Below are 18,224 nucleotides of genomic sequence, written 5' to 3'. Positions count from 1 at the left end.
GGGGAGCCCGTGTCTTGGAGATCTCATGACGAAGGCAGTTGGCGGCGGAGCAACCTGGTCACCCATCACCGGGATCACGCACCACAGGTGAAGGTTCTGGTCGATGAGCTGTACGCGACTCTGTCCGAGAACGGACGCAGCGGATACGAGGACATGATCGAGGCGGAGTACGCCGGTCCGCATGAGCGGGTCGAACACCATCGGTGTGGTGACGGCGTGCTCAGCTTGATTGCCGAGCCCGCCCCCGGCCCTGAGGGGATGCGGCTGACGCATCTGGTCTACGGCGGATGCACCGCGCATCAAGTTCGGCAGGATCTGGTGAGCCGCGGCCTGGGGTCGCTGGGCCTGACCTGGGTTTACCCACCGGAAGCCGACTTGTCCGAAGGCTGAGCGCGCCAGTACTCCAGCGTGGAATTCACTGTATGGGAGGGAAGTCATGCCTTCGTCTGCACACCTGATCCGTTCCGGAATGGCACTGATGGCGGTGGCTGGGCTCTGGCTCGGTTCCTCGGCGGTAACCACGTCGGCGGTCACGGCGCGGCCGCTGAGGCTGGTCGAACTCGAGGGCCTGGGCAGCGGGGGTGAGAGCTGGCCCTACGACATCAATGATCACGACGTTGTGGTCGGCAGCGCGACTCCTGCTGCGGGGGCGGCGCACGCCGCCAGATGGGACAGATCGGCTCGAATCACCGACCTGGGAGCGATCGACGGACGCGACACCCGCGCCGTCGCGGTCAACGATCGGGGAACGAGTGTCGGCTACTACGACGGCTCTGGGGCTCCGCGCGCTGTGCGGTGGTCTGCGTCGGGAACGGTGAGCAGGCTGGCTTCTTTGAACGGTGCGCCGCCTGTCTCGTCGAGCAGCGTTCCGACCGCGCTCGCGGAAGACGACACGGTCGTCGGGTACGCGACCGCGGCCGATACGACCACACACGCCGTGCGGTGGGATGACCACGGCCAGATCCATGATCTAGGCGTTCTGCCTGGTGGCTGGGAGAGCGTGCCCTACGGAATCAACGACTCCGGGACCGTTGCCGGTTTCTCCATCGCCGCCGACGGCCGTCCGCACGCTGTGCGCTGGGATCGCGCGAACCGTATCGTCGAGCTCGCCGGCCTGGCCGGGCAGACCGCCAGCTGGGCACTCGCGATCGGGGACGACGGAGTCGTCATCGGACGCGCGATTGTAGGAATTCTGATGACGGCGGTGCGATGGGACCGGTCCGGGGCGATCACCGAGTTGCGGCCGATGACCGGTCATGACAGCGGTATGGCCACCGCACACAACGCCGCCGGCACCACCGTCGGCGCGTCGGTCGGTGTGCCCTACACCCGCGCGGTGAGCTGGGATCGGCGTGGCGGGCTCACCGTGCTCGACACACTGCCCGGCGGCAGCGATGACCTGACCACCGATATCAACGGCGCGGGTGTGGTCAGCGGCCAAGCGACTCAGGCCGACCGGCAGAACGCGGTCAGCTGGGACCGGCGCGGTGCGATCACGAGACTGCCGGTACTGGCCGGCGGTGCCGGGTCCACGACACTGGGTATCAACGAGGCGGGCGTGATCATCGGCAGCTGGTATCGAGCGGACCAGCGGCCGCTGGCCGTTCTGTGGCGGTGACCGGATGATCAACAACACCGGGTAACGCGAGAACCACCGTCGCGAGATCTACCGCCTTCACCTCTCGCCGGCCTGACACCCGAGGTAAACCAGGTCGCCCGGACTCTGTTCGGCAAGACACCAAACGCGGAATGAAGACCGGCACCAGGAGTTCCCCGCCCGAATTCCACCAAGCGTCAAGATCTGCGTCGAGACTCGACGCAGACCAGTTCAAGCCCGGCGTGCCAGGAAGCGGGCTGATCTCGGCATCGTGCTCGTCTCCCCAGGCATCATCGCCCACCTGCGCGGCTACTTTCCGCTTCAGCCGCTTGGCAGACACTGATCGAGGCGGTACTCGAACCCGACCCGAAACCTGCTTGACCCGAGTCGGCGTGTCCTGCCCCATGCGGTCATCTTCGGAATGGAGCGGAAATGGGCATACCGCGATCAGTGGAACGATGGACGGAGAAAGCGCCGGCGGCGGAGGCAACCGCCGGTAAGCGTCCATCAGGCCTCGCCACGCCGATGGGCCATGATCTCGACACCAGCGAGGATCCAGCCGGTGCCGCTCATTGTGAAGGCGTTCTGGGTGCGATCGATTGTCGTTTTCCGCCGTAAGCATCTCGTCAAGGGGCTGGGCCCAGGAGGGCGGGACCTTCGTCTCTTCTCCCTCGATCCCCTGCAGGACAAAGTGAAATGGACCGGATACGTAGCCGACTCACATAAAAGTGTCAAACGAAACGAGGTCTGATCAATGCAGAAACCTTCCGTCATGACCGCTTGTGCCGTTGCTGCCGCCACACTCGCCGGCGGATTGCTGATCGCCGTGCCGGTCGAAGCCGCCCAGCCTCCGACACCTACCACCCCGACCACCACTGGGCCGACCAAGACGACCACCAAGCCCACCGGCCCCACCTCGCCCACCACGACGACCAAGCCGTCGTCGACATCGCCGACGGCGCCGCCGACGACGTCCAAGACCACGACCAAACCGAAGGTCCCCTCCGGCGGAGTCGAGACCGGCGGTGGCGGCACCGCGGTCGGATAGGAAGCAAGATGGGAAAGCCCGGCTGGGCCCGCAATCATCAAGGACTTCTGCTCCTGACGAGTGTCCTGCTCGCTGTCCTGGCCGGGCTGACCTTCGTCCTGGCGGGCGGACGAGAACAGGCCGCACCTGGTGGCACGACCACATCGGCTCCTCCGCAAACGGCGAGCGCTTCTCCCACTGCCACAGCCGTGCCACGCTCAGATCCGGTCCTCATCGAACTCCCCAAGATCAGGGCGAAGTCCACGTTGGTGCCTCTCGGACTCAACAAGGACAACACCCTGCAGGTGCCCCCGGTGAGCCGGCCGATGCAGGCCGGGTGGTTCTCGGAGGGTGTGTCGCCCGGCGAGATCGGACCGGCCGTGATCGCCGGTCACGTCGACGGGAACAAACAACCGGGGATCTTCTGCCGGCTCAAAGAGATGCAAGCAGGCGACCACGTCGTCATCTCACGGGCGGACGGGCTGGTACTCACCTTCGTCGTCACTCGGGTCATGCAGGTCGACAAGGACGAGTTTCCCACTGACGCCGTATACGGCGATACGAGCGATCCGCAGCTCCGGCTCATCACCTGCGGTGGCAGCTTCGATCGCACGGTGCGCAGCTATCGCGACAACATCATCGTCTTCGCAGCTCTCCAGCAAGGGCAGTAGGTGCTCCGTCCCGGTCCATCGGAGCTGCCTGCTCGCGCGGCCTCAATCGCACCGACGTTTGCCGGCGGTGGCCAAGGAAGGCGCAGCTCGTCGTCGACCACCGCCGAGTATCTGCCGCCGGTCTCGGACCCCGACACCTGGACACTCCGATCGGGCCTTGGAGCGATTGTCTCGCGGCCGAAGAACAGCCAGGCGGAGAAACCGTGGAACGCCTCGGCCTCGTTGGTGATCGCGGGGATCTGATCCCGCAGTTGCGCGTCCGCAAAACGCAGCAGCGTGATCGTCCTGATGACACGCCCCAGCTCCCGAAACGCCCGGTACAGGCGGGTTTTTGTGGGAGTTGCCGCCAAGCCGGCGCAGCTGCGTCTCCCCACCCGCCGTCACGCACCGGGGGCTCGTGCCACACGTTCAGCGCGAGGTCAGGGTCTTCGGCGTGTTCTAAACGGCAGGTTGGCTCGTCCGCCACACCGTCGGACAGCACCCAGACCCCGTCGGGGCCGGGCGAGCCGACCAGGTGCGGGACCCAGCCGCCCTGCTCGCAGACATCGAATCCTGAAGCGTGTGCGGACGCAGGCCCGGCGTCCACGATTTCTCGTTAGAGGTGCGTCGAAGATGCACGACGCGGGGTCGCCGATGCTGTCGCGGGACACGATGGGTGCCACGGAGTAGCGCAGGATGCCCGTCCTTCGCTCCGACACCGGGGATCGATCACCTCGACTCCACGCAAGCGATCGTCCGGCGAGAGGTCGAGCAGGTGCAGCGCGCGTGGCGCGGCCTGGACCCGGAGGGCCTGCGGCCCACCTTCGCCGCCAAGGTCGCCCCGGTGCTGGTCTCCGCGATCAGCACCGGGCAGATCAACGCCGTCGCACTCGCCACCCCCTACGTCGCCGACGTCCTGGCCGACGAACCTGCTCTCTCGAAACCGCCCGCCGTCATCCCGCCCGCGTTCGCCGGGGCGACGACGACCGGACTTCCGCTGGTATCGCTGGAGGACCTGCTGTTCGTCCGACTGCTCGCCGACATCGGCGCGGGCATGTCCACCACCGACGCCCTGTTGATCGGGCTGCGGCGAGCACTGACCTATATGGCCACGGAGATCACGGACGCCGGGCGCACCGCGACCCACGTTCAGCTAATCGCCGACACCCGCATGGCCGGGTACGAACACGTCGTCCGGCTCCCTGCGTGCGACCGCTGCATCGTCCTGGCGGGACGCCTTTACCGGTGCTCCCAAGGTTCCCCGCGGCATCCGCGGTGCGACTGCACGATGACTCCAGTGACCCGCGAACAGTGGCGCGAATCCAATCTCGACAACCATCCGCGTGCGCTGTTCGACTCGATGACCGAGTACGACCAGAACTCGAGGTTCGGTGCCGGAAAGGCCGCCGCCATCAGAGCCGGAGCTGATCTGTCCCAGGTCGTCAACGCTCGCCGGGCCGCGATGCCCGTAGCCGGGCGCTGGACTACCACCCAGGGCACCAGATTCTGAGCAGGGCGGGTCCGCTCGACGCGGTAGCCGCCAAGCGCGGTGCCCCACTGACCAGCGGCATGCTCCACATCGCACCGCCCGATCACGACCTGCTCATCGACGGTGAGGCCGTGATGCTCAGCCGGGGTCCGATCGAGAGCGGCCATCGCCCGGCGGTCAACGCCACTTTCCGTTCCGCCGCCGTGGCCGCGGGTCATCGGGGTGGTTCTCTCCGGTTTACTCGACGACGGCGCGGCAGGGTTGCGTTCGATCGTCGACCGCGGCGGCCTCGCAGTGGTCCAGGACCGTTCACCAGCACATTTGACCTCCACTTAGGTTGAGCTGATGAGCTGCTCGCTGTCGACCTCAAGAAAAAGAAAGCGAACAGCTATGGCGAACAGCACGACCACAACTCTCTCTCCGCGTCCTGCTCCGGAGGATCGACCGTCTCCGATGACACTTCCGGTGGTCCTCGTCGGCGTCGTCCTGGTCGCGATGTCCATCTCGGGGACCGCGGTGGCACTGCCGAGCATCGGCCGTGATCTCGACACCTCCGGCTCCCCGTTGAACTGGGTCGTCGCCGGGTACAACCTGGCCTTCGCCGCCATGACACTCATCACGGGATCGACCGCCGACCGGATCGGCCGACGACGGGTGTTCGTCGTCTCGGCCCTGGTCTTCGCGGCCGGGTTCCTCGGGACGGCGCTGAGCCCGGTGATCCTCGTCACCGACATCGCCCGTGTCGTCTCCGGTGTCGGCGGCGCCGGGATCATGGCGGCCGGTGGTGCCCTCCTCGCCTCCAGCTACAACGGCGCGGCCCGTAACCGCGCCTTCGCCTTGATGGGCACCATGGCCGGGGTCGGTATCGCCGTCGGCCCCACCCTGTCGGGATTGCTGATCAGTGCCACCGGTTGGAGGGAAAGCTTCGCGGTCTTCACGGTCATCGGCTTGCTGGTCGCCTTGGGCGGGACCCGCGCCCGCGAGTCCCGCGCGACCGACGCCGACCGGGCGGACTGGGCGGGCAGTGTCTTGTTCGTCGCCGCGCTGGCACTGCTGATGTTCGCGCTTCTGGAGGCACCGTCACTCGGCTGGTCCCACCCGGTCATCCTGGGCACCGGGATCGCCGGTTTGGTTGTGCTGGTCGTCTTCGGTGTCGTTCAGCGGCGCAGCGCGGCTCCGGTACTGGCGCCCGAACTGGTCGCCAATCGTGGTTTCCTGGGGTGGAGCCTGGCGACCTTGACCACCTCCGTCGGGTTCCTCGGCGTCCTGGTCTTCCTGCCCACCTACTTGCAGGCGGCGGCGGGGCTCTCTCCCGCCGCCTCGGGGGTGACGATGCTGTTGCTGACCGCCCCGGTGCTGATCATGCCCATGGTCGCGGTGGCGCTGGTGAACAAGGGTGTTCCGGCCCGGCTGCTGATCGTGATCGCCCTGGTGCTGGTCGTGGCCGGGAACCTGTGGCTGGTGACGTTGAACGCCGATGACGCGGTCGTGGCCGTCGCGGCACCGTTGGTGATGATCGGGGTCGGCATGGGTGCGTCCTTCGGCATCACCGACGGCCAGGCCATGGCCCTCGTCCCCGCCGACGCCGTCGGTATGGCGGCCGGCTTCCTCAACACCCTGCGAGGAGCGGCCGAGGCTCTCGTGATCGCCGCGTACAGTGCCTCCATCGTCGGTCTCCTCACGGCGCGGCTAGACGATCCGGCCCGCGCCGCCAAGGTCGGCGCCGGACGCCTCACCGAGGGAACCGAGGCCTCGGAACTGGACGCCTTCACCTGGTCATGGCAGCTGACCCAGCTCGGCGTCGGTCTGCTCTGCCTCGCCTTGGCGATCATCGTGGTCGTCCTGATTCACAGCCGCGCGGCGACGACCCGCCGCGCCATCTGACGAACGAGGAGCGGGGATCGTGCGCACCAGTCCCGAGGACCATCTCACGATCGGTGAGGTCATCCACCGGACCGGTGTGCCCGCCTCCGCCCTGCACTTCTACGAACGCAAGGGCCTGATCTTCAGCGAACGCACCGGCAGCAATCAGCGGATCTTCTCCCGGCACATGCTCCGGCGGATCTCCTTGATCCTGGTGGCGAAGCGCCTCCACATTCCGCTGTCGGACGTCGCCGCAGTTTTCACTGGCCTCCCCGTCGATCGCGCCCCCACCCATCGTGACTGGCAACGGGTCTCCCGGCGCTGGAAGAAACAACTGGAGGAACGCCGCCGCGCCATCGAGTCGCTCGAACACGAACTCACCGGTTGTATCGGCTGCGGCTGCCTGTCGATGAAGGCATGCCTGCTCCTCAACCCCGACGACGCCCTCCAGGGGCGTGGCCCCGGACCGGTGCGGCTCCAGCAGCCCAGCGTCCCCATTGCCGGCGACGTCGCGGCCCATTCGCACGATGAGCCAAGACCTGACGCGTGAAGCCAGCGACAGCACGGACGACAGCCCCTCATTGACAGGGTGAGAGTGAGACCCTGATGACGGATATCTCTCACATTCGGTCACCGGATCACGCAACGGGAATCCAGCTTCCGTGCGATCCCAGTGGGACGCGTGCGGGCAGATGAACCCTGGCGAGGGGTTCGCCCGCGAAGTCTTGGGCGGCCAGGATCACCAGGTCCGCCGCGCCCCGATCGGGGTTGTGGACGTACACCAGGTTGTAGCCGTCATCTTCAGCGTCCGTCCCACGCGCCGGGACGAACACGGTCTCGCCCGCGCTCGCGTCACGGCTGAACTCGTGTGTTTCGTGGTACCGGTCAGGAGGTCGTGTTTGAGGAGAGCGCTGCTGAAGCCCTCGTCAGCGCGGTCCGGCTCGGTGGTGCTCGGTGCGGCGTAGAGCTCGGCCGCCGCCGAGTAGTCGAAGCGGTAGGATTTGCCGCTGAAACGGCTGTTCAGGCGCGGGAAGTCCTGCGGGCGGTCGTGCAACAGCGTTCGCGCGACCCGGTCGAGCGTGAGATCGGCGGTCCAGCACCGAGCAGCGCGACCTGTGGACCGCCGTCCTCGAAAGCATGACCCAGGCCATCCGGTTCCCGGACATCCGCGAACGGCTGGCGGATGCCCAGGATGAAGCCCGGAAGGTCTTCGGCGAACGCCTGTCGCGCACCGACGCCGACGCGGCCGGCGCCGTTCAGTTCGCCCTCATCGCCAGCGTGATGATGCAGCATTTCGTCGCTCCCGAGCGAGCTCCCAGTGCCGAAACGGTCATTCGCGGGTTGAAGGCCCTCGCCGGCGATCCCACCTCGCCGAAGTGACCCGCTCCTACGCCGGGTGCCGATCCGGCCCGGATCATCGCTCGTGTCCAGCCCCGATCGCTACGTCGTTGCCCTTCGGGCGCAGGCCCAGCGCACGCGCACAGTGGGAACAAACTTCAGCCGCTCGCCTATGAACCACCCTGCCGGCAATAGAGTGTGACCGCGAACGACGTGCCGGACGGCACCTCCACGCCCAGCCTCGCGACCACCAGCCCGGATGTCCACGCGACACGGTCACGACGTCAACGTTTCTTGATGAGGCACTAGGCGGCCTCGTGACCGAGACAGACCCCACCCGCGAACGGTTACGCGGGGTATTCGATGTGCCGCACACGTCGAAGTACACACGAAGCCGTGCACCATTGGACCACGAAATCGCAAGCGAAGAAGAGGTACCCTGAACTTCTGTGCAAATCAGAATGTCTCGGTAAATAGCGGCATAAATAGAACGCGTATGGTTCTCGAGGGATTCATTCGATTTATAAAATAGTTGTCTGGCGTCTAGCCGTGGGACCGTCCACTGTGGATCTCTCCGCCTGCGCTTGGGCCTTTCGTGATCGGCCGCACGCGATGCCCACCTGCTCTGGGTGGTCGAAACTGGAGACTCGGCAGCGGCGACGTCCGCGTCAGGTGGATGTCCCTCGATGGCCTTCCCGGCACCTGCCCGACGGGGTCCCTGCGACCGGTTGGGCGTTGACGTCAGCGCATGCTGGCGATGTCTGTGCTGGTCAGAGTTCTCGGTTCAGTGTGAGATGTGTCTTAAATCGATCCACTCGGCCATCGTGCAGGCCGGGCTTTCCTGTCTAGGTCCGTCAGTATCTCAACGCTCGAGACGCTGTCCGATGGGTCTGCTGCCAACCGTTGTCGGTGGCCCCAAACAGCGTTTGGGGCCACCGGTTTCATCTAGGTACATATAGAAGTTAACGGGGCTGGTTGGCCCACCATTTCTGGCCGGCTTCGGGCAGGGTGGCGATCGGGTCGTAGTACGGGTAGCGGCGCTGCAAGGCTTCGGGGTCCTCGTGTTCGATCCCGGTGCGGTAGTTCTTGGTCCAGTAGGAAATGCCCAGCTCACGGTCATATTCGGCGAGTTGGTGGACCCAACGCTTGCCCACGTACGGGACATCGCAGACGATCCGCGGCGTGGCGTAACCCGGCAAATATCCCATGATCGCGTGCTGCAATTCTTGGGCTTCCCAGACGGCCACGCGCCAGTGTTCGGCATTGGGGATGCTGTCGCACTCAGCGAAGTTGGGCATTGGGCCTAGCCTGGATGCGTCCTTCATCTGCTGTGTTCGCGGTCGCGAACGTCCACATTGGATCTCTGGGCCGTTTCTGGACCGTCCGAGAAAGTTACAGGACGATAACTTTCGGCTCGCGTGTGGTCAGCTCGTCAGCGAGCAAAGATCGCGGGACCTATTTATCGTGGCACCCGTCGCCAGGGTGCGCTATCGCTAGATTGGGTGAGCGGTGCCGGGCGAGAGGTTCGAGGTTGTTGGTGGTCCGGCGTGGTTCGATGCGTTTCGAAGCTCGTATGCCGGAGATCCTTCGCCCGTTGACTGACGCTCATCGCGCTCTCTTCAGTCAGATTGGGGGAGTGATGAAACGGCACAGTGTCACACCCAGTCACGACCTCTGTCGCCCCTGTCGGAGCATTGCGAGGGGAAAGCAAGGCTTAGGAAGGGGTGTCACCGCGTGCGATGCGGCCGAGGCTGGAGCATGTGGGGCATGTCGGGTCGCGGCGGGCTTTTTGGTAGGCGCGCTGTCCGCTGCGCGGGAAGTGCAGGAAGGAGTGTTCGTCGTCATCGGTGTGAAAGTTGGTGACGGCGAGCATGAAGTGGTTCACCGCTTCGCCTGCGGCGAGACTGTTGAGGGCGATCACGCTGGGTGCTGGGATCTCGTCGACGTAGCGGGCTCGCTCTTGGATCTTGCCTGGGAGCATGTCCAGCGCCAGCGCGGTCGGGTTAATGAGGCCGTCGCACCACATGCAGCTGCCTGCTGGGATGAGTTGCCGGACGGCTACGTGGATCCGGCCGACCTTCCCGGCGGTGTCGACCGGGATTTTCACGCCTGCTTGGGTGGCCGGAACGAGGTATTGGTGGACGGTCTGATTGATCCAGTGCCGAGCAGCGTCGGTGTCGGCGGCGAGGAAGATCCAGTCGGTGGCCGCGACTGCTCGCAGTGCCTCAGGGTGTTGAACCTGCTCGGGGATGACCGTGAGATCGATCGCGGGGTTGGCGCGTTGTGCGTTGCGGGCGGCGAGCTCGATTTTGTTGCTTCCGATGTCGCCCTGGTCGGCTGCGACGAGCCGTGGAAGGTTCGTCTCGTCGACGGTGTCATGATCGACTAGGACGAGATGGCCAACGCCGAGCCGCGCGAGCAGCTCGACGACAAGGCTGCCGACTCCGCCGAGGCCGACCACGGCGACCCGCATCTTCCGGAAAGCTTGTTGTCCGCGGTCCCCGAACAGGCGGGCTTGGCGATCATGGCATGGGTCGCTCAAGGTGGCGGATGCTGGCGAGGGAGTGAGTCGGATCAGGTTTCCGCCGGGGATGACGACCTCGGTTAACGGGGCGCGTGTTCCGTCTGGAAGCCAGAGGTCTCCGGCCGCTGCGCGGGAAGTAAGGACCAGTCCGCCGACGGTCTGGCGGGTTATCTTCCGGAGTGCGGGGTAGCCGCGTTCGTGGCTGGCGAGGTCGACCGGGGAGAAGCTGACGGTCGTCGTGCCGAAGTGATTGTGGACCGCGAGGTAGTTGAGCTTCTCGTCGCGGGCCCGCAGGGCTGCGTCGCGAACGAACTCCGGCTTGAGGGCTCGGTAGCCGGTGGTGCCTTCGATGTAGTCGACGCCGTCTGTGGCGAGGATGAGTTCCCGGGCGAGCAGTCTGGGGCCGCGGGGGCCGTCGGTGCGGCCGGCGAGGATGACGGCGCCGTGCTCGTCGTCATCTGGTCGGAACAGGTGTCGCTGCAGGTCGCTCCAGAGTTGGGGTGAAAGGGTGAGGTTCCAGCCTGGGGCGGGCGGATTCACTGTGTGGTGAACCACTTGATCACCTTCTCGGCTTTGAGTGCCGCGTTGTCCACTGCCGGGTTCCAGCCGTTGGAGCGGCGCGATAGCTGCAGGGCCTGTCTTCCGTTCCAGTCGAGCGTTTGGACGGCGGGTCCATGGGGCTGCCCATCGATCCGGGCGACACAGCCGATGTAGTGCGGGTAGACGTCGGCTCGGGGGTAGGCGGCGCTGATGTGGAAGCCGAGCCACGTCGTCCTGGGTGTGTAGCGGTTTCCGGGGTCGACGTGGTCAACGATGACTGTGGCACCGCCGGCGCCGTCCGGGATGACCTCGACCTGGCTCTCGGCGAAGTGGTCCCGGACGGCGGCGACCGCGGTATCCACCGCGTTGGTCGGCTCGGTCACGAGTTGTCGTCCGCGGCGACGGCGATGAACTCCTGCCCTTTGTGAACGGAGATGACCTCGTCGTCCCCGACGACGTCATAGTGCTTGCCCTTCTTCACAGACAACTGGAAGTCAGTCTGAAGGTCGGCGCCCTGTTCGACAGCCGCGGCCTTGATCTCCGCTCCAGTCATCCGGTGGGCAGGAAGTTCGACGGGGTCGTTGTTGACCGTGACCGCGATCCGGGCGGGAGGCCGTCCGTGTCGGTCGGCAGCGGGCTCGGGCTCAGTGGTTGTGGACATGTTGGGTTGCTCCTTGGGTCGGGGTTACGCACCTTCGGGGGCAAGGTGTGCCTATCTTTAGGCGGTGTTCGACATGTCGAGCACCTACGAATGGACGATAGCATAAGTGCTCGATTTGTCGAACAATGAGCGATAGACGACCGGACCATGCGGAAGAAGAACAGGAGCTCTAGTGGCCAACGCGAGCATCGACGTGATCGCCCTTCACGGGGCTCTGGATGCTGCCAGGGAGGCCAGGGAGTTGTCGTGGCGCCAGTTGGCGAAGCTTCTCGACGTCAGCCCGTCGACGATGTCGCGGTTGGCGAACGGGAAGAACCCCGATGTGGAGGCGTTCGCCACGATGGTGCGGTGGCTCGACGTGCCGGCGGAGAAATTCATGATCGACGACGAGGAACTGCAGCGTCGGGCTGCCGAGCCGCCGGACCTTGTGGCCGAATTGGCGCCGTTGCTGCGGGCGCGCCCGGACCTTGAGCCGGAGGACGTCGAGCATCTGGAGGAGCTGATCGGATCGGCGGTGCGGCGTTTCGGTGCCGACCGGGCCAGAAGGGTGAACTGAAGAGTGGGGGCGCGGTGGACTCAGGCCGCGATGAGAGCGGTAGCGGTGGAAGAGCGAGCTGGGATCGGACTTGGACCTCTTCAGGCGCTGGATCCATATCGGCTCGCCGAGGAGCACGGCATACCTGTCTACCCACTGGACGAGCTCGGGGACGGACCGAAGGCGTATGCCGCGATTCACCACTTCACGTCGGCCCGTTCGAAGGTATGGTCGGCCGCGCTCGTGCCGGTCGGTAGCAGCCGCCTCATTATCGAAAACACCGCCCATAGCGCGACGAGACGTCGAGCGAGTCTGGCCCACGAACTGGGGCATCATCTACTCGAGCACGAGTTCGCAGGGATGCTGCTGACCGACGACGGCTGCCGTCGCTTCGACCCGGCCAGAGAGAACGAAGCCAAGTTCATCTCGGGACAAGTCCTAATCCCCGATGCCGCGGCGAAACGTGCCGCGTTCGACGGGAAGGAGAATCACCAGGTCGCGGCCGCGTACGGCGTGAGCGAACAATTCGCCCAGATGCGGATGTCCGGTGCGCGAGTGCTGGCCCAGCGCGCACTCGCCAAGCAAGCCCGCAGTCGATAGTCGAAACCTGAGGTCCGTAACGCCAACCGCGCAGGCTCGGCCTAAGCCGCGTGCCACGTCGGCGACGATTCGCCGCCAGAGCCATCTTCTTGAGGGGCGCTAATTCGCCACCGATCTTATCCAGTCCACCGCCAAAACGGCGGGGGAGTAGCTCTCCATGCTGGACGCCAATGAGGTCTTCGGCGTCTCGGTCGCCGCGGCCGATGACAGTGCTGTACCGGTCGGGATCCTCGAGCAGGCCGAGGTTCGTGCCCGGATGGCTGATGCGCGCGACTTTGTCGTAGTCAACGCCTGTTTTGGTCGAGCGCCGGGGCGTGTGCCAGATGTCGAGGTCGGCGGTTCAGCCCTGCCATCTTGATGCGGCGGCCCTGGTTCCCTGCCATCCTGCGTCTGGCCGGTGTGGGCGGGAACATGGTGTCGATCGCGAGCCGTGCTCGGTCGTAGCTGGTCAGGGTCAGGTGCACGTAGATTTTGAGGGTGAAGGCTTCGGAGGAGTGGCCGAGGTAGGCGGCGATTTCCTTGATCGTGACGCCTTGGGCGAGCAGATGTGAGGCGTAGAAGTGGCGCAGAGCCTGCATGCCGTCCTGCTGTCGCTGGTAGGAGATGTCGGCTTGGTCGAAGGCGGGTCGCCATACGCGTTGTCCCCAGGTGGATCCTCGCCACGGCCGACGTCTTGTGTCGGTGACGAGCAGGTTGACAGTCTGGGTGCGGATCCTGTCCTGCTCGGCCCAGGGGAGAGTGACGGCGCAGGGCGGGTAGGCCGCCGTGTAGTCATCTATCATCCGAAGGATAGCTTTGGTCATGGGGATCGTTCTGGACTTATGTCCCTTCGGTAATTTGAAGGCCAGAATTCCGTTGCGGTACACGATTTGACGATCGCAGTTGTATGTGAGTTTCGTGCGGTCGATGTTCTCGGGGGAGAAGGCGAACACTTCACCTGGGCGGAGGCCGAGGCCTGCGCCGAGTGGTACGGCTATCTTGTATCGATCGGGAAGTGCCTGCTTAATCGTGCGTATTTTGGTCGCCGGCCACGGTGTCACTCGATGAAAGACGCGTCGTGGCGGGCAGAGGAGGCGGCTTCGGAAGGGGTTAGTTCCGATCAATCTTGCTTCGACTGCCACGTCGAGTGTCGCGGACGCGGTCATCCAGGCGTCAGCCTGGTAGTTGACGGAGATGTGGGAGTGCTCGGCCAGCCAGAGCTTCCACTGCCGCACCACTGCTACGTCGATGTTCCTGATCCTCTTCTTGCCGAGGAAGGGCAGTATTTGATTGTCGAAGATGTTGGCGAGGTTGACTTTGCTGGACTCGTCCTGTGACCTGCCCTGCCGGTAGGTGACGGACAAGTCTGCGAAGCTGACGTCGCCCGCCCTGGGACTGATGTAGATGCCGGCGTAGAGGTCGTTCTCCATCTTCGTCTTGAACTTGCGAGCCAGAGCAAGTTGCCCATCAGGGAACGACTTTGAACGCTCATCGCCGTCAGGATCGGTGAAGCGGACACGGTAGCGCAGGCCAGTGCCGAAGCGAGTGGTTTTCGTGCGTGCTGGAACTCCGGCGCCGTCTCGAATGCGTTCGCCGGTCGAAGGGCTTCGTTTATCCTTCCACCATCGATCCTGTATGTATGCCACAGTGACCGCCTTCTCCGGTCTGCTTCAGCAGGCGACCGATCCCGAGCCAGATCGAGTAATTCACCTACGGCGCAATTCAGCGTAGGTCGAACTGTTCGCATCCATATTCGCTCGATATGATGGATAGTTTCACGCGTGTGGGTTGTATTCAGTGCGTTCTGGTTAAGCGACCTCGGCCCCTACCTGCACAAAGGTGATCCGTATCGAGCGTGGCGGAACATCGGCTGACATGGCAGTAGGTCACATCGTCGCGCTGGCCCGGCATGATGAGCAGCCCGCGCCCGCGATCGAGCGACGGCGCATCGTGGAAGGCTTGCGTGATGAGCGACGACAACGGGGAGAGAGCGCGCGGCGAGTGGCCTGCAGTGGCTGCGCCGCCGGGCCTGCGGGCCAGGTTCGAGGACGACCCCCACAAGCCAGGTGTGACGACCCCGATCTATGCCTTCAGCAATGAGGGGCATCCGCTGGTGCTCGGCCCCGGCGGCACACGGCTGGTGCGGCCGGAGATGGCAGGGGTCAAGCTGCCCTACGCCGGAATCGACGTGCAGTTCGGCCCGCCGTTGGCCGGGCCGTTCACATCGGCGCCGGCGGGCTTGGTGGCGGTGTTCGATGGTGGGCGCGAGCGGCCGGTGCTGTTCTACGATGTGCACGGCCGCGCGGTGTTGATGGATCCAGACGACGTTACGTGCGATCTGGTGCTGGCCGAGACCATCCCCGACCTCAAGCGGGTCGATTTCCGACCGGCGCCCGCCTAGCCTGCTGCGGCTCCTGCGCCGTGGCTGCGGCAGAACGCGCGCGAGATCTCGGCGGACAACGAATTGCCGCCGCGTCTGGCATCCTGCCGATTTCGGCGCCGCGGAGAGCGAGCCGTGGCTGCGGCCGCGCCGACGTGACCAGGAGGTTCGCTCGGACGGATCTTGCCCAGATGCCTGGGCCTGAGCAGGGTTGACAACGGCCAATGCCGCCGCACACCCCGAGTCGGGAGGTCGATATCAGCATGTTCAAGTTCGACACCGCATCCGTAGGCGCCGGTGACCCGCTGATGCCGACGGTCCAGCGGTTCCCGGTCAACGCGGGCGCCCGGCCGCTCAGCGATGAAAATCCCAGCACCTTCCGGCCGTTCATTCTGCGCGGTGTGCGTGCACGCCGGATCACGGTGCGGCCGGAGGCCAAGCATCGCACCACAGCTCACGACACGCTGCATCCCCGCCAGTGCAATGAAGACGGCAAGATGATCGACGACTCCTACACCACCCCGGATGACTGAGCATCGCGATCCGCTGGTCCTGGTCGTCGGTATCCCAGAGGACTGGTCGGCCGCTGCGGTCGGCCGGGAACTCGACGCCCGCGGCGTTCGCCGCCACGTGGTCAACGTCGGCGACTTCCCGCTCAGCCTGTCCCTCGGCGCCGAGTTGACCCCGGACGCCGAGCGCTGGCGCGGCTCCCTGCTCACTGCCGAGCATGACGTCCCGCTGCACGAGGTCACTGCGGTCTACTACGGTAAGCCGACCGAACCGGTGATGCCGGCCGGGATGTCCGGTCCCGAGCTGCGGTTCTCCCGGGCGCAGGCTCGGGTCGGGCTCGGTGGCGTGCTGGCGAGCCTGCCAGTGCGCTGGGTCTCGCACCCTTCGGCGCTGGCCGACGCCGCGTACAAGCCGCGGCAGCTGGCCACGCTGGCTCAGGCCGGCCTGACCGTGCCGCCGACGCTGATCACCAACGACGCTGACGCCGTCCGCGAGTTCGCGGAGAGGTTCGGGGAGCTGATAGTCAAGCCGCTGGCCGAGCCGGTGGTCTACGAGTCCGGCGGCGAAGCCCTGGTCTACACCCGCCGTCTTGGCCGTGACGAACTCGGCTCACTAGACGGCATCGAGGTGACGGCGCACCTCGTTCAGCAGTGGCAGCCGAAGTGGTTCGAGGCCCGCGTGACCGCGGTCGGTGACCGGCTCTTCCCGGTGGCGATCCACGCCGGCAGCGAGAAGGCGCTGATAGATTGGCGCTCGGACTACGACGCCTTGACGTACGAGGTGATCGACGTCCCTGACCACGTCCGGGCGGGGATCGTCCGGTACTTGGACGCGGCGGGGCTGGCGTTCAGCGCGTTCGACTTCGTCGTCGGACCAGACAGGACGTGGACCTGTCTCGAAGCGAACGCGGTTGCTGCCTGGGGCTGGTTGGCCGAAGAATGCGACTTGCCGATCGCCGCGGCGATCGCCGACGCCTTGATCGAGGAGTAGACCTTGGACGCCCTGGACACCGCCACCTGGGAAACCCGGGCGGCCGCCCTCGCTGCCGAGCTGACTGCCGACGGTGTCCTGGCCGACCCAGCGTGGCGCGCCGCGATCGCCGCGACGCCCCGGCACCTGTTCGTCCCGCACATCCTTAACGGTCCCGCCTCGCTGAGCACTGGTGATCCAGGCTGGCTGGACGCGGTCTACGCCAACGAATCCCTGGCTACCCAGACACGACCTGCCAGTGACGACACGACCGGGCGGGAGATCGCCAGCTCGTCCTCGAGCAAGCCGGCGGTCATGGCGGTGATGCTGGAGCGGCTCGCCGCCGAACCTGGACACCAGGTGCTGGAGATCGGCACTGGCACCGGCTACAACGCCGCCCTGTTGTCGCATCGCCTCGGCGCGGACAACGTCTTCTCCCTCGACCTCGACCCCAAGCTGGTCGACACCGCCCAAGAACACCTCACTGCAGCCGGCTACCACCCGCACCTGGCCGCCGGCGACGGGTTCGCGGGCTGGCCGGGCGAGATGACGTTCGACCGGATCATCGCGACCTGCGCGGTCACCGCGATCCCGCCAGCCTGGATCAACCAGCTTGCCGACGGCGGCCGGATCATCGCCACCCTCGACGCTGGTGCCGCTGGGCCGCTGCTCGTGCTCGACAAGACCGCCGAGGACGAAGTCAGCGGCCGCATCGACCCGTTCCCCGTGCTGTTCATGCCGATGCGTACCGACGTCACCAGCCCGTTCGCCCCCGGCCAGAGCCCGTCGGCGGCCGCGGCCGGGATGCCGCACTATGGCACCACCGCTGTGGACCCCGCCGCGCTCATGGAATGGCCCGATCTGGCGTTGTTCCTCTGGCTGCACGCGCCTGGCCTTCGGCTCGGCGGCAGCGTCGAACACGGCGTCGTCGTCGCCGAGCGCGGTCCCGCCCGCGCCGAAGTCGACCTGGCGCCCCTGGTTGAAGGGACGTGGGCGGTACGGCAGTCCGGGCCCTACCGGCTGTGGGACACCGTGGAGCACGCCGTCGCCATGTTCGACGCCCTCGACAAACCGGACGCCACCCGGCTCGGTGTCACCGCGCTGAACGTCCCCGGCAAACAGTTCATCTGGCTCGACGACCCCGATAGCGACCACAGCTGGCCGTTGGCCTGACGGTCGGAGTTGTCAGGCCAAGACCTGGTCTAGCAGGCGCTCTTGCGCGCCGGGGCCGACCCGCATCACGATGTGGAACGTCGTAGCCATGATCGCCGTCTTGACCGCGGGCGCTGTGATCGGGCTGCGGGTGGCCAGCCACCGGTCCCAATCTCGTCAAGGCCCGGCTCACCCTGCGGTAGTGCTCCGCGCGGAGACGGGGTTGCTCCTCTACGTGCCCAGGCGCTCGACTGGATCGCCAGTGAGCTGGACTCTCCCTGTGCATGCAGTGCTGAAGGGCGATGCGCCCACCAACGCGTAACAGCATCGGGTTGACGTGCGACTCGCACCCTTATGAAGGCGTACATTCTCGCAGGTGTCGCGGTACTGCTGGCTGGCTGCTCGGATGG

Annotated in this window: 19 protein-coding genes and 4 pseudogenes; 15 read left to right on the top strand and 8 right to left on the bottom strand. The window is 65.8% G+C overall.

Annotated elements, in window-relative coordinates; genetic code table 11:
* Positions 1-87: 87 nt before the first annotated feature.
* The 4 genes from AMYAL_RS0132075 to AMYAL_RS0132060 all read left to right on the top strand — a co-directional run bounded on the left by AMYAL_RS0132075 (position 88) and on the right by AMYAL_RS0132060 (position 3,295).
* Positions 88-390 (top strand): hypothetical protein, encoded by a 303-nt coding sequence (locus AMYAL_RS0132075; RefSeq protein ID WP_020635384.1) that lies wholly within the window; start codon positions 88-90, stop codon positions 388-390.
* A 46-nt stretch (positions 391-436) separates the two neighbouring features.
* A complete protein-coding gene (locus AMYAL_RS0132070) occupies positions 437-1,618 on the top strand; it encodes a hypothetical protein (RefSeq protein ID WP_143267857.1) in 1,182 nt (393 codons plus the stop codon).
* Positions 1,619-2,351: 733 nt separating this feature from the next.
* Positions 2,352-2,645: a hypothetical protein gene (locus tag AMYAL_RS0132065; protein WP_020635382.1), complete on the top strand. Its 294-nt coding sequence runs from the start codon at positions 2,352-2,354 to the stop codon at positions 2,643-2,645.
* 8 nt (positions 2,646-2,653) lie between these two features.
* On the top strand, positions 2,654-3,295 hold the full coding sequence (locus AMYAL_RS0132060; protein WP_051137576.1) for a class F sortase: 642 nt from the start codon (positions 2,654-2,656) through the stop codon (positions 3,293-3,295).
* Here AMYAL_RS0132060 and AMYAL_RS50495 read toward each other — a convergent pair.
* Together AMYAL_RS50495 and AMYAL_RS51125 are read right to left on the bottom strand one after the other, a co-directional pair.
* Positions 3,247-3,669 carry a transposase gene (locus AMYAL_RS50495; protein ID WP_245193177.1) on the bottom strand — a complete coding sequence of 141 codons (423 nt, stop codon included), beginning with the start codon at positions 3,667-3,669 and terminating at the stop codon, positions 3,247-3,249. The two genes, AMYAL_RS0132060 and AMYAL_RS50495, sit on opposite strands and share 49 nt — an antisense overlap.
* Before the next feature lie 192 nt (positions 3,670-3,861).
* A pseudogene (locus AMYAL_RS51125) lies at positions 3,862-3,975 on the bottom strand (type I glyceraldehyde-3-phosphate dehydrogenase); the annotation flags it as partial.
* Here AMYAL_RS51125 and AMYAL_RS46555 point away from each other — a divergent pair.
* The 4 genes and pseudogenes from AMYAL_RS46555 (at position 3,951) to soxR (ending at position 7,176) form a co-directional block, all read left to right on the top strand.
* Positions 3,951-4,784, top strand: coding sequence for a hypothetical protein (locus tag AMYAL_RS46555; protein ID WP_157358225.1), 834 nt, complete (start codon positions 3,951-3,953; stop codon positions 4,782-4,784). The pseudogene AMYAL_RS51125 and the gene AMYAL_RS46555 overlap by 25 nt on opposite strands.
* Positions 4,754-5,099, top strand: a pseudogene (locus tag AMYAL_RS50985) (chemotaxis protein CheB). Before AMYAL_RS46555 ends, AMYAL_RS50985 begins: the two are co-directional and overlap by 31 nt.
* A gap of 117 nt (positions 5,100-5,216) precedes the next feature.
* Positions 5,217-6,647 (top strand): MFS transporter, encoded by a 1,431-nt coding sequence (locus tag AMYAL_RS0132050; RefSeq protein ID WP_020635379.1) that lies wholly within the window; start codon positions 5,217-5,219, stop codon positions 6,645-6,647.
* 19 nt (positions 6,648-6,666) lie between these two features.
* The gene (gene soxR, locus AMYAL_RS0132045; RefSeq protein ID WP_020635378.1) at positions 6,667-7,176 is read left to right on the top strand and encodes a redox-sensitive transcriptional activator SoxR; all 510 of its coding nucleotides are present in this window, start codon (positions 6,667-6,669) and stop codon (positions 7,174-7,176) included.
* Positions 7,177-7,264: 88 nt separating this feature from the next.
* Here the strand turns inward: soxR and AMYAL_RS48665 are convergent.
* Positions 7,265-7,680, bottom strand: a pseudogene (locus AMYAL_RS48665) (carotenoid oxygenase family protein).
* An 83-nt stretch (positions 7,681-7,763) separates the two neighbouring features.
* Between AMYAL_RS48665 and AMYAL_RS0132035 the strand changes: the two are divergent.
* A complete protein-coding gene (locus tag AMYAL_RS0132035) occupies positions 7,764-8,006 on the top strand; it encodes a hypothetical protein (protein WP_020635376.1) in 243 nt (80 codons plus the stop codon).
* Positions 8,007-8,926: 920 nt separating this feature from the next.
* Here AMYAL_RS0132035 and AMYAL_RS0132030 read toward each other — a convergent pair.
* The 4 genes and pseudogenes from AMYAL_RS0132030 to AMYAL_RS0132015 form a co-directional block, all read right to left on the bottom strand.
* A pseudogene (locus AMYAL_RS0132030) lies at positions 8,927-9,253 on the bottom strand (hypothetical protein); the annotation flags it as partial.
* Positions 9,254-9,678: 425 nt separating this feature from the next.
* Positions 9,679-11,043, bottom strand: a complete 1,365-nt coding sequence (locus AMYAL_RS46550) for a ThiF family adenylyltransferase (protein ID WP_039794477.1) — start codon at positions 11,041-11,043, stop codon at positions 9,679-9,681.
* A complete protein-coding gene (locus tag AMYAL_RS0132020; protein ID WP_020635373.1) occupies positions 11,025-11,411 on the bottom strand; it encodes a hypothetical protein in 387 nt (128 codons plus the stop codon). The genes AMYAL_RS46550 and AMYAL_RS0132020 overlap by 19 nt, the downstream gene beginning before the upstream one ends.
* Positions 11,408-11,689 (bottom strand): multiubiquitin domain-containing protein, encoded by a 282-nt coding sequence (locus tag AMYAL_RS0132015; RefSeq protein WP_020635372.1) that lies wholly within the window; start codon positions 11,687-11,689, stop codon positions 11,408-11,410. The genes AMYAL_RS0132020 and AMYAL_RS0132015 overlap by 4 nt, the downstream gene beginning before the upstream one ends.
* Before the next feature lie 172 nt (positions 11,690-11,861).
* Here AMYAL_RS0132015 and AMYAL_RS0132010 point away from each other — a divergent pair, with 172 nt between their 5' ends.
* On the top strand, positions 11,862-12,245 hold the full coding sequence (locus AMYAL_RS0132010; protein WP_020635371.1) for a helix-turn-helix domain-containing protein: 384 nt from the start codon (positions 11,862-11,864) through the stop codon (positions 12,243-12,245).
* A gap of 45 nt (positions 12,246-12,290) precedes the next feature.
* Positions 12,291-12,824 (top strand): ImmA/IrrE family metallo-endopeptidase, encoded by a 534-nt coding sequence (locus AMYAL_RS0132005; RefSeq protein WP_209447259.1) that lies wholly within the window; start codon positions 12,291-12,293, stop codon positions 12,822-12,824.
* 284 nt (positions 12,825-13,108) lie between these two features.
* Here the strand turns inward: AMYAL_RS0132005 and AMYAL_RS46545 are convergent, their stop codons facing one another.
* Positions 13,109-14,449 (bottom strand): tyrosine-type recombinase/integrase, encoded by a 1,341-nt coding sequence (locus tag AMYAL_RS46545; RefSeq protein WP_143267859.1) that lies wholly within the window; start codon positions 14,447-14,449, stop codon positions 13,109-13,111.
* Between the two features lie 320 nt (positions 14,450-14,769).
* Here AMYAL_RS46545 and AMYAL_RS0131995 point away from each other — a divergent pair, with 320 nt between their 5' ends.
* The 4 genes from AMYAL_RS0131995 to AMYAL_RS0131980 all read left to right on the top strand — a co-directional run bounded on the left by AMYAL_RS0131995 (position 14,770) and on the right by AMYAL_RS0131980 (position 17,835).
* Positions 14,770-15,204, top strand: coding sequence for a hypothetical protein (locus tag AMYAL_RS0131995; protein ID WP_143267860.1), 435 nt, complete (start codon positions 14,770-14,772; stop codon positions 15,202-15,204).
* A gap of 242 nt (positions 15,205-15,446) precedes the next feature.
* Positions 15,447-15,716, top strand: a complete 270-nt coding sequence (locus AMYAL_RS0131990; protein ID WP_020635367.1) for a hypothetical protein — start codon at positions 15,447-15,449, stop codon at positions 15,714-15,716.
* Positions 15,709-16,683, top strand: a complete 975-nt coding sequence (locus tag AMYAL_RS0131985) for an MvdC/MvdD family ATP grasp protein (RefSeq protein WP_020635366.1) — start codon at positions 15,709-15,711, stop codon at positions 16,681-16,683. The genes AMYAL_RS0131990 and AMYAL_RS0131985 overlap by 8 nt, the downstream gene beginning before the upstream one ends.
* Positions 16,684-16,686: 3 nt before the next feature.
* Positions 16,687-17,835, top strand: coding sequence for a methyltransferase domain-containing protein (locus tag AMYAL_RS0131980; RefSeq protein WP_020635365.1), 1,149 nt, complete (start codon positions 16,687-16,689; stop codon positions 17,833-17,835).
* Positions 17,836-18,224 lie beyond the last annotated feature (389 nt).

Source organism: Amycolatopsis alba DSM 44262 (assembly GCF_000384215.1).
In the GTDB taxonomy this organism is placed as follows: Bacteria; Actinomycetota; Actinomycetes; order Mycobacteriales; family Pseudonocardiaceae; genus Amycolatopsis; species Amycolatopsis alba.
The sequence above is the reverse complement of the archived record's forward strand: the minus strand, read 5'-3'. Positions and strand labels throughout refer to the sequence as shown.

Coding starts and splice junctions, on each gene's coding strand:
- AMYAL_RS0132070 (WP_143267857.1), top strand. CDS start 437: ATGCCTTCGTCTGCACACCTGATCCGTTCCGGAATGGCACTGATGGCG.
- AMYAL_RS0132065 (WP_020635382.1), top strand. CDS start 2,352: ATGCAGAAACCTTCCGTCATGACCGCTTGTGCCGTTGCTGCCGCCACA.
- AMYAL_RS0132060 (WP_051137576.1), top strand. CDS start 2,654: ATGGGAAAGCCCGGCTGGGCCCGCAATCATCAAGGACTTCTGCTCCTG.
- AMYAL_RS0132050 (WP_020635379.1), top strand. CDS start 5,217: ATGACACTTCCGGTGGTCCTCGTCGGCGTCGTCCTGGTCGCGATGTCC.
- AMYAL_RS0132035 (WP_020635376.1), top strand. CDS start 7,764: ATGACCCAGGCCATCCGGTTCCCGGACATCCGCGAACGGCTGGCGGAT.
- AMYAL_RS0132015 (WP_020635372.1), bottom strand. CDS start 11,689: ATGTCCACAACCACTGAGCCCGAGCCCGCTGCCGACCGACACGGACGG.
- AMYAL_RS0131995 (WP_143267860.1), top strand. CDS start 14,770: ATGAGCGACGACAACGGGGAGAGAGCGCGCGGCGAGTGGCCTGCAGTG.
- AMYAL_RS0131990 (WP_020635367.1), top strand. CDS start 15,447: ATGTTCAAGTTCGACACCGCATCCGTAGGCGCCGGTGACCCGCTGATG.
- AMYAL_RS0131985 (WP_020635366.1), top strand. CDS start 15,709: ATGACTGAGCATCGCGATCCGCTGGTCCTGGTCGTCGGTATCCCAGAG.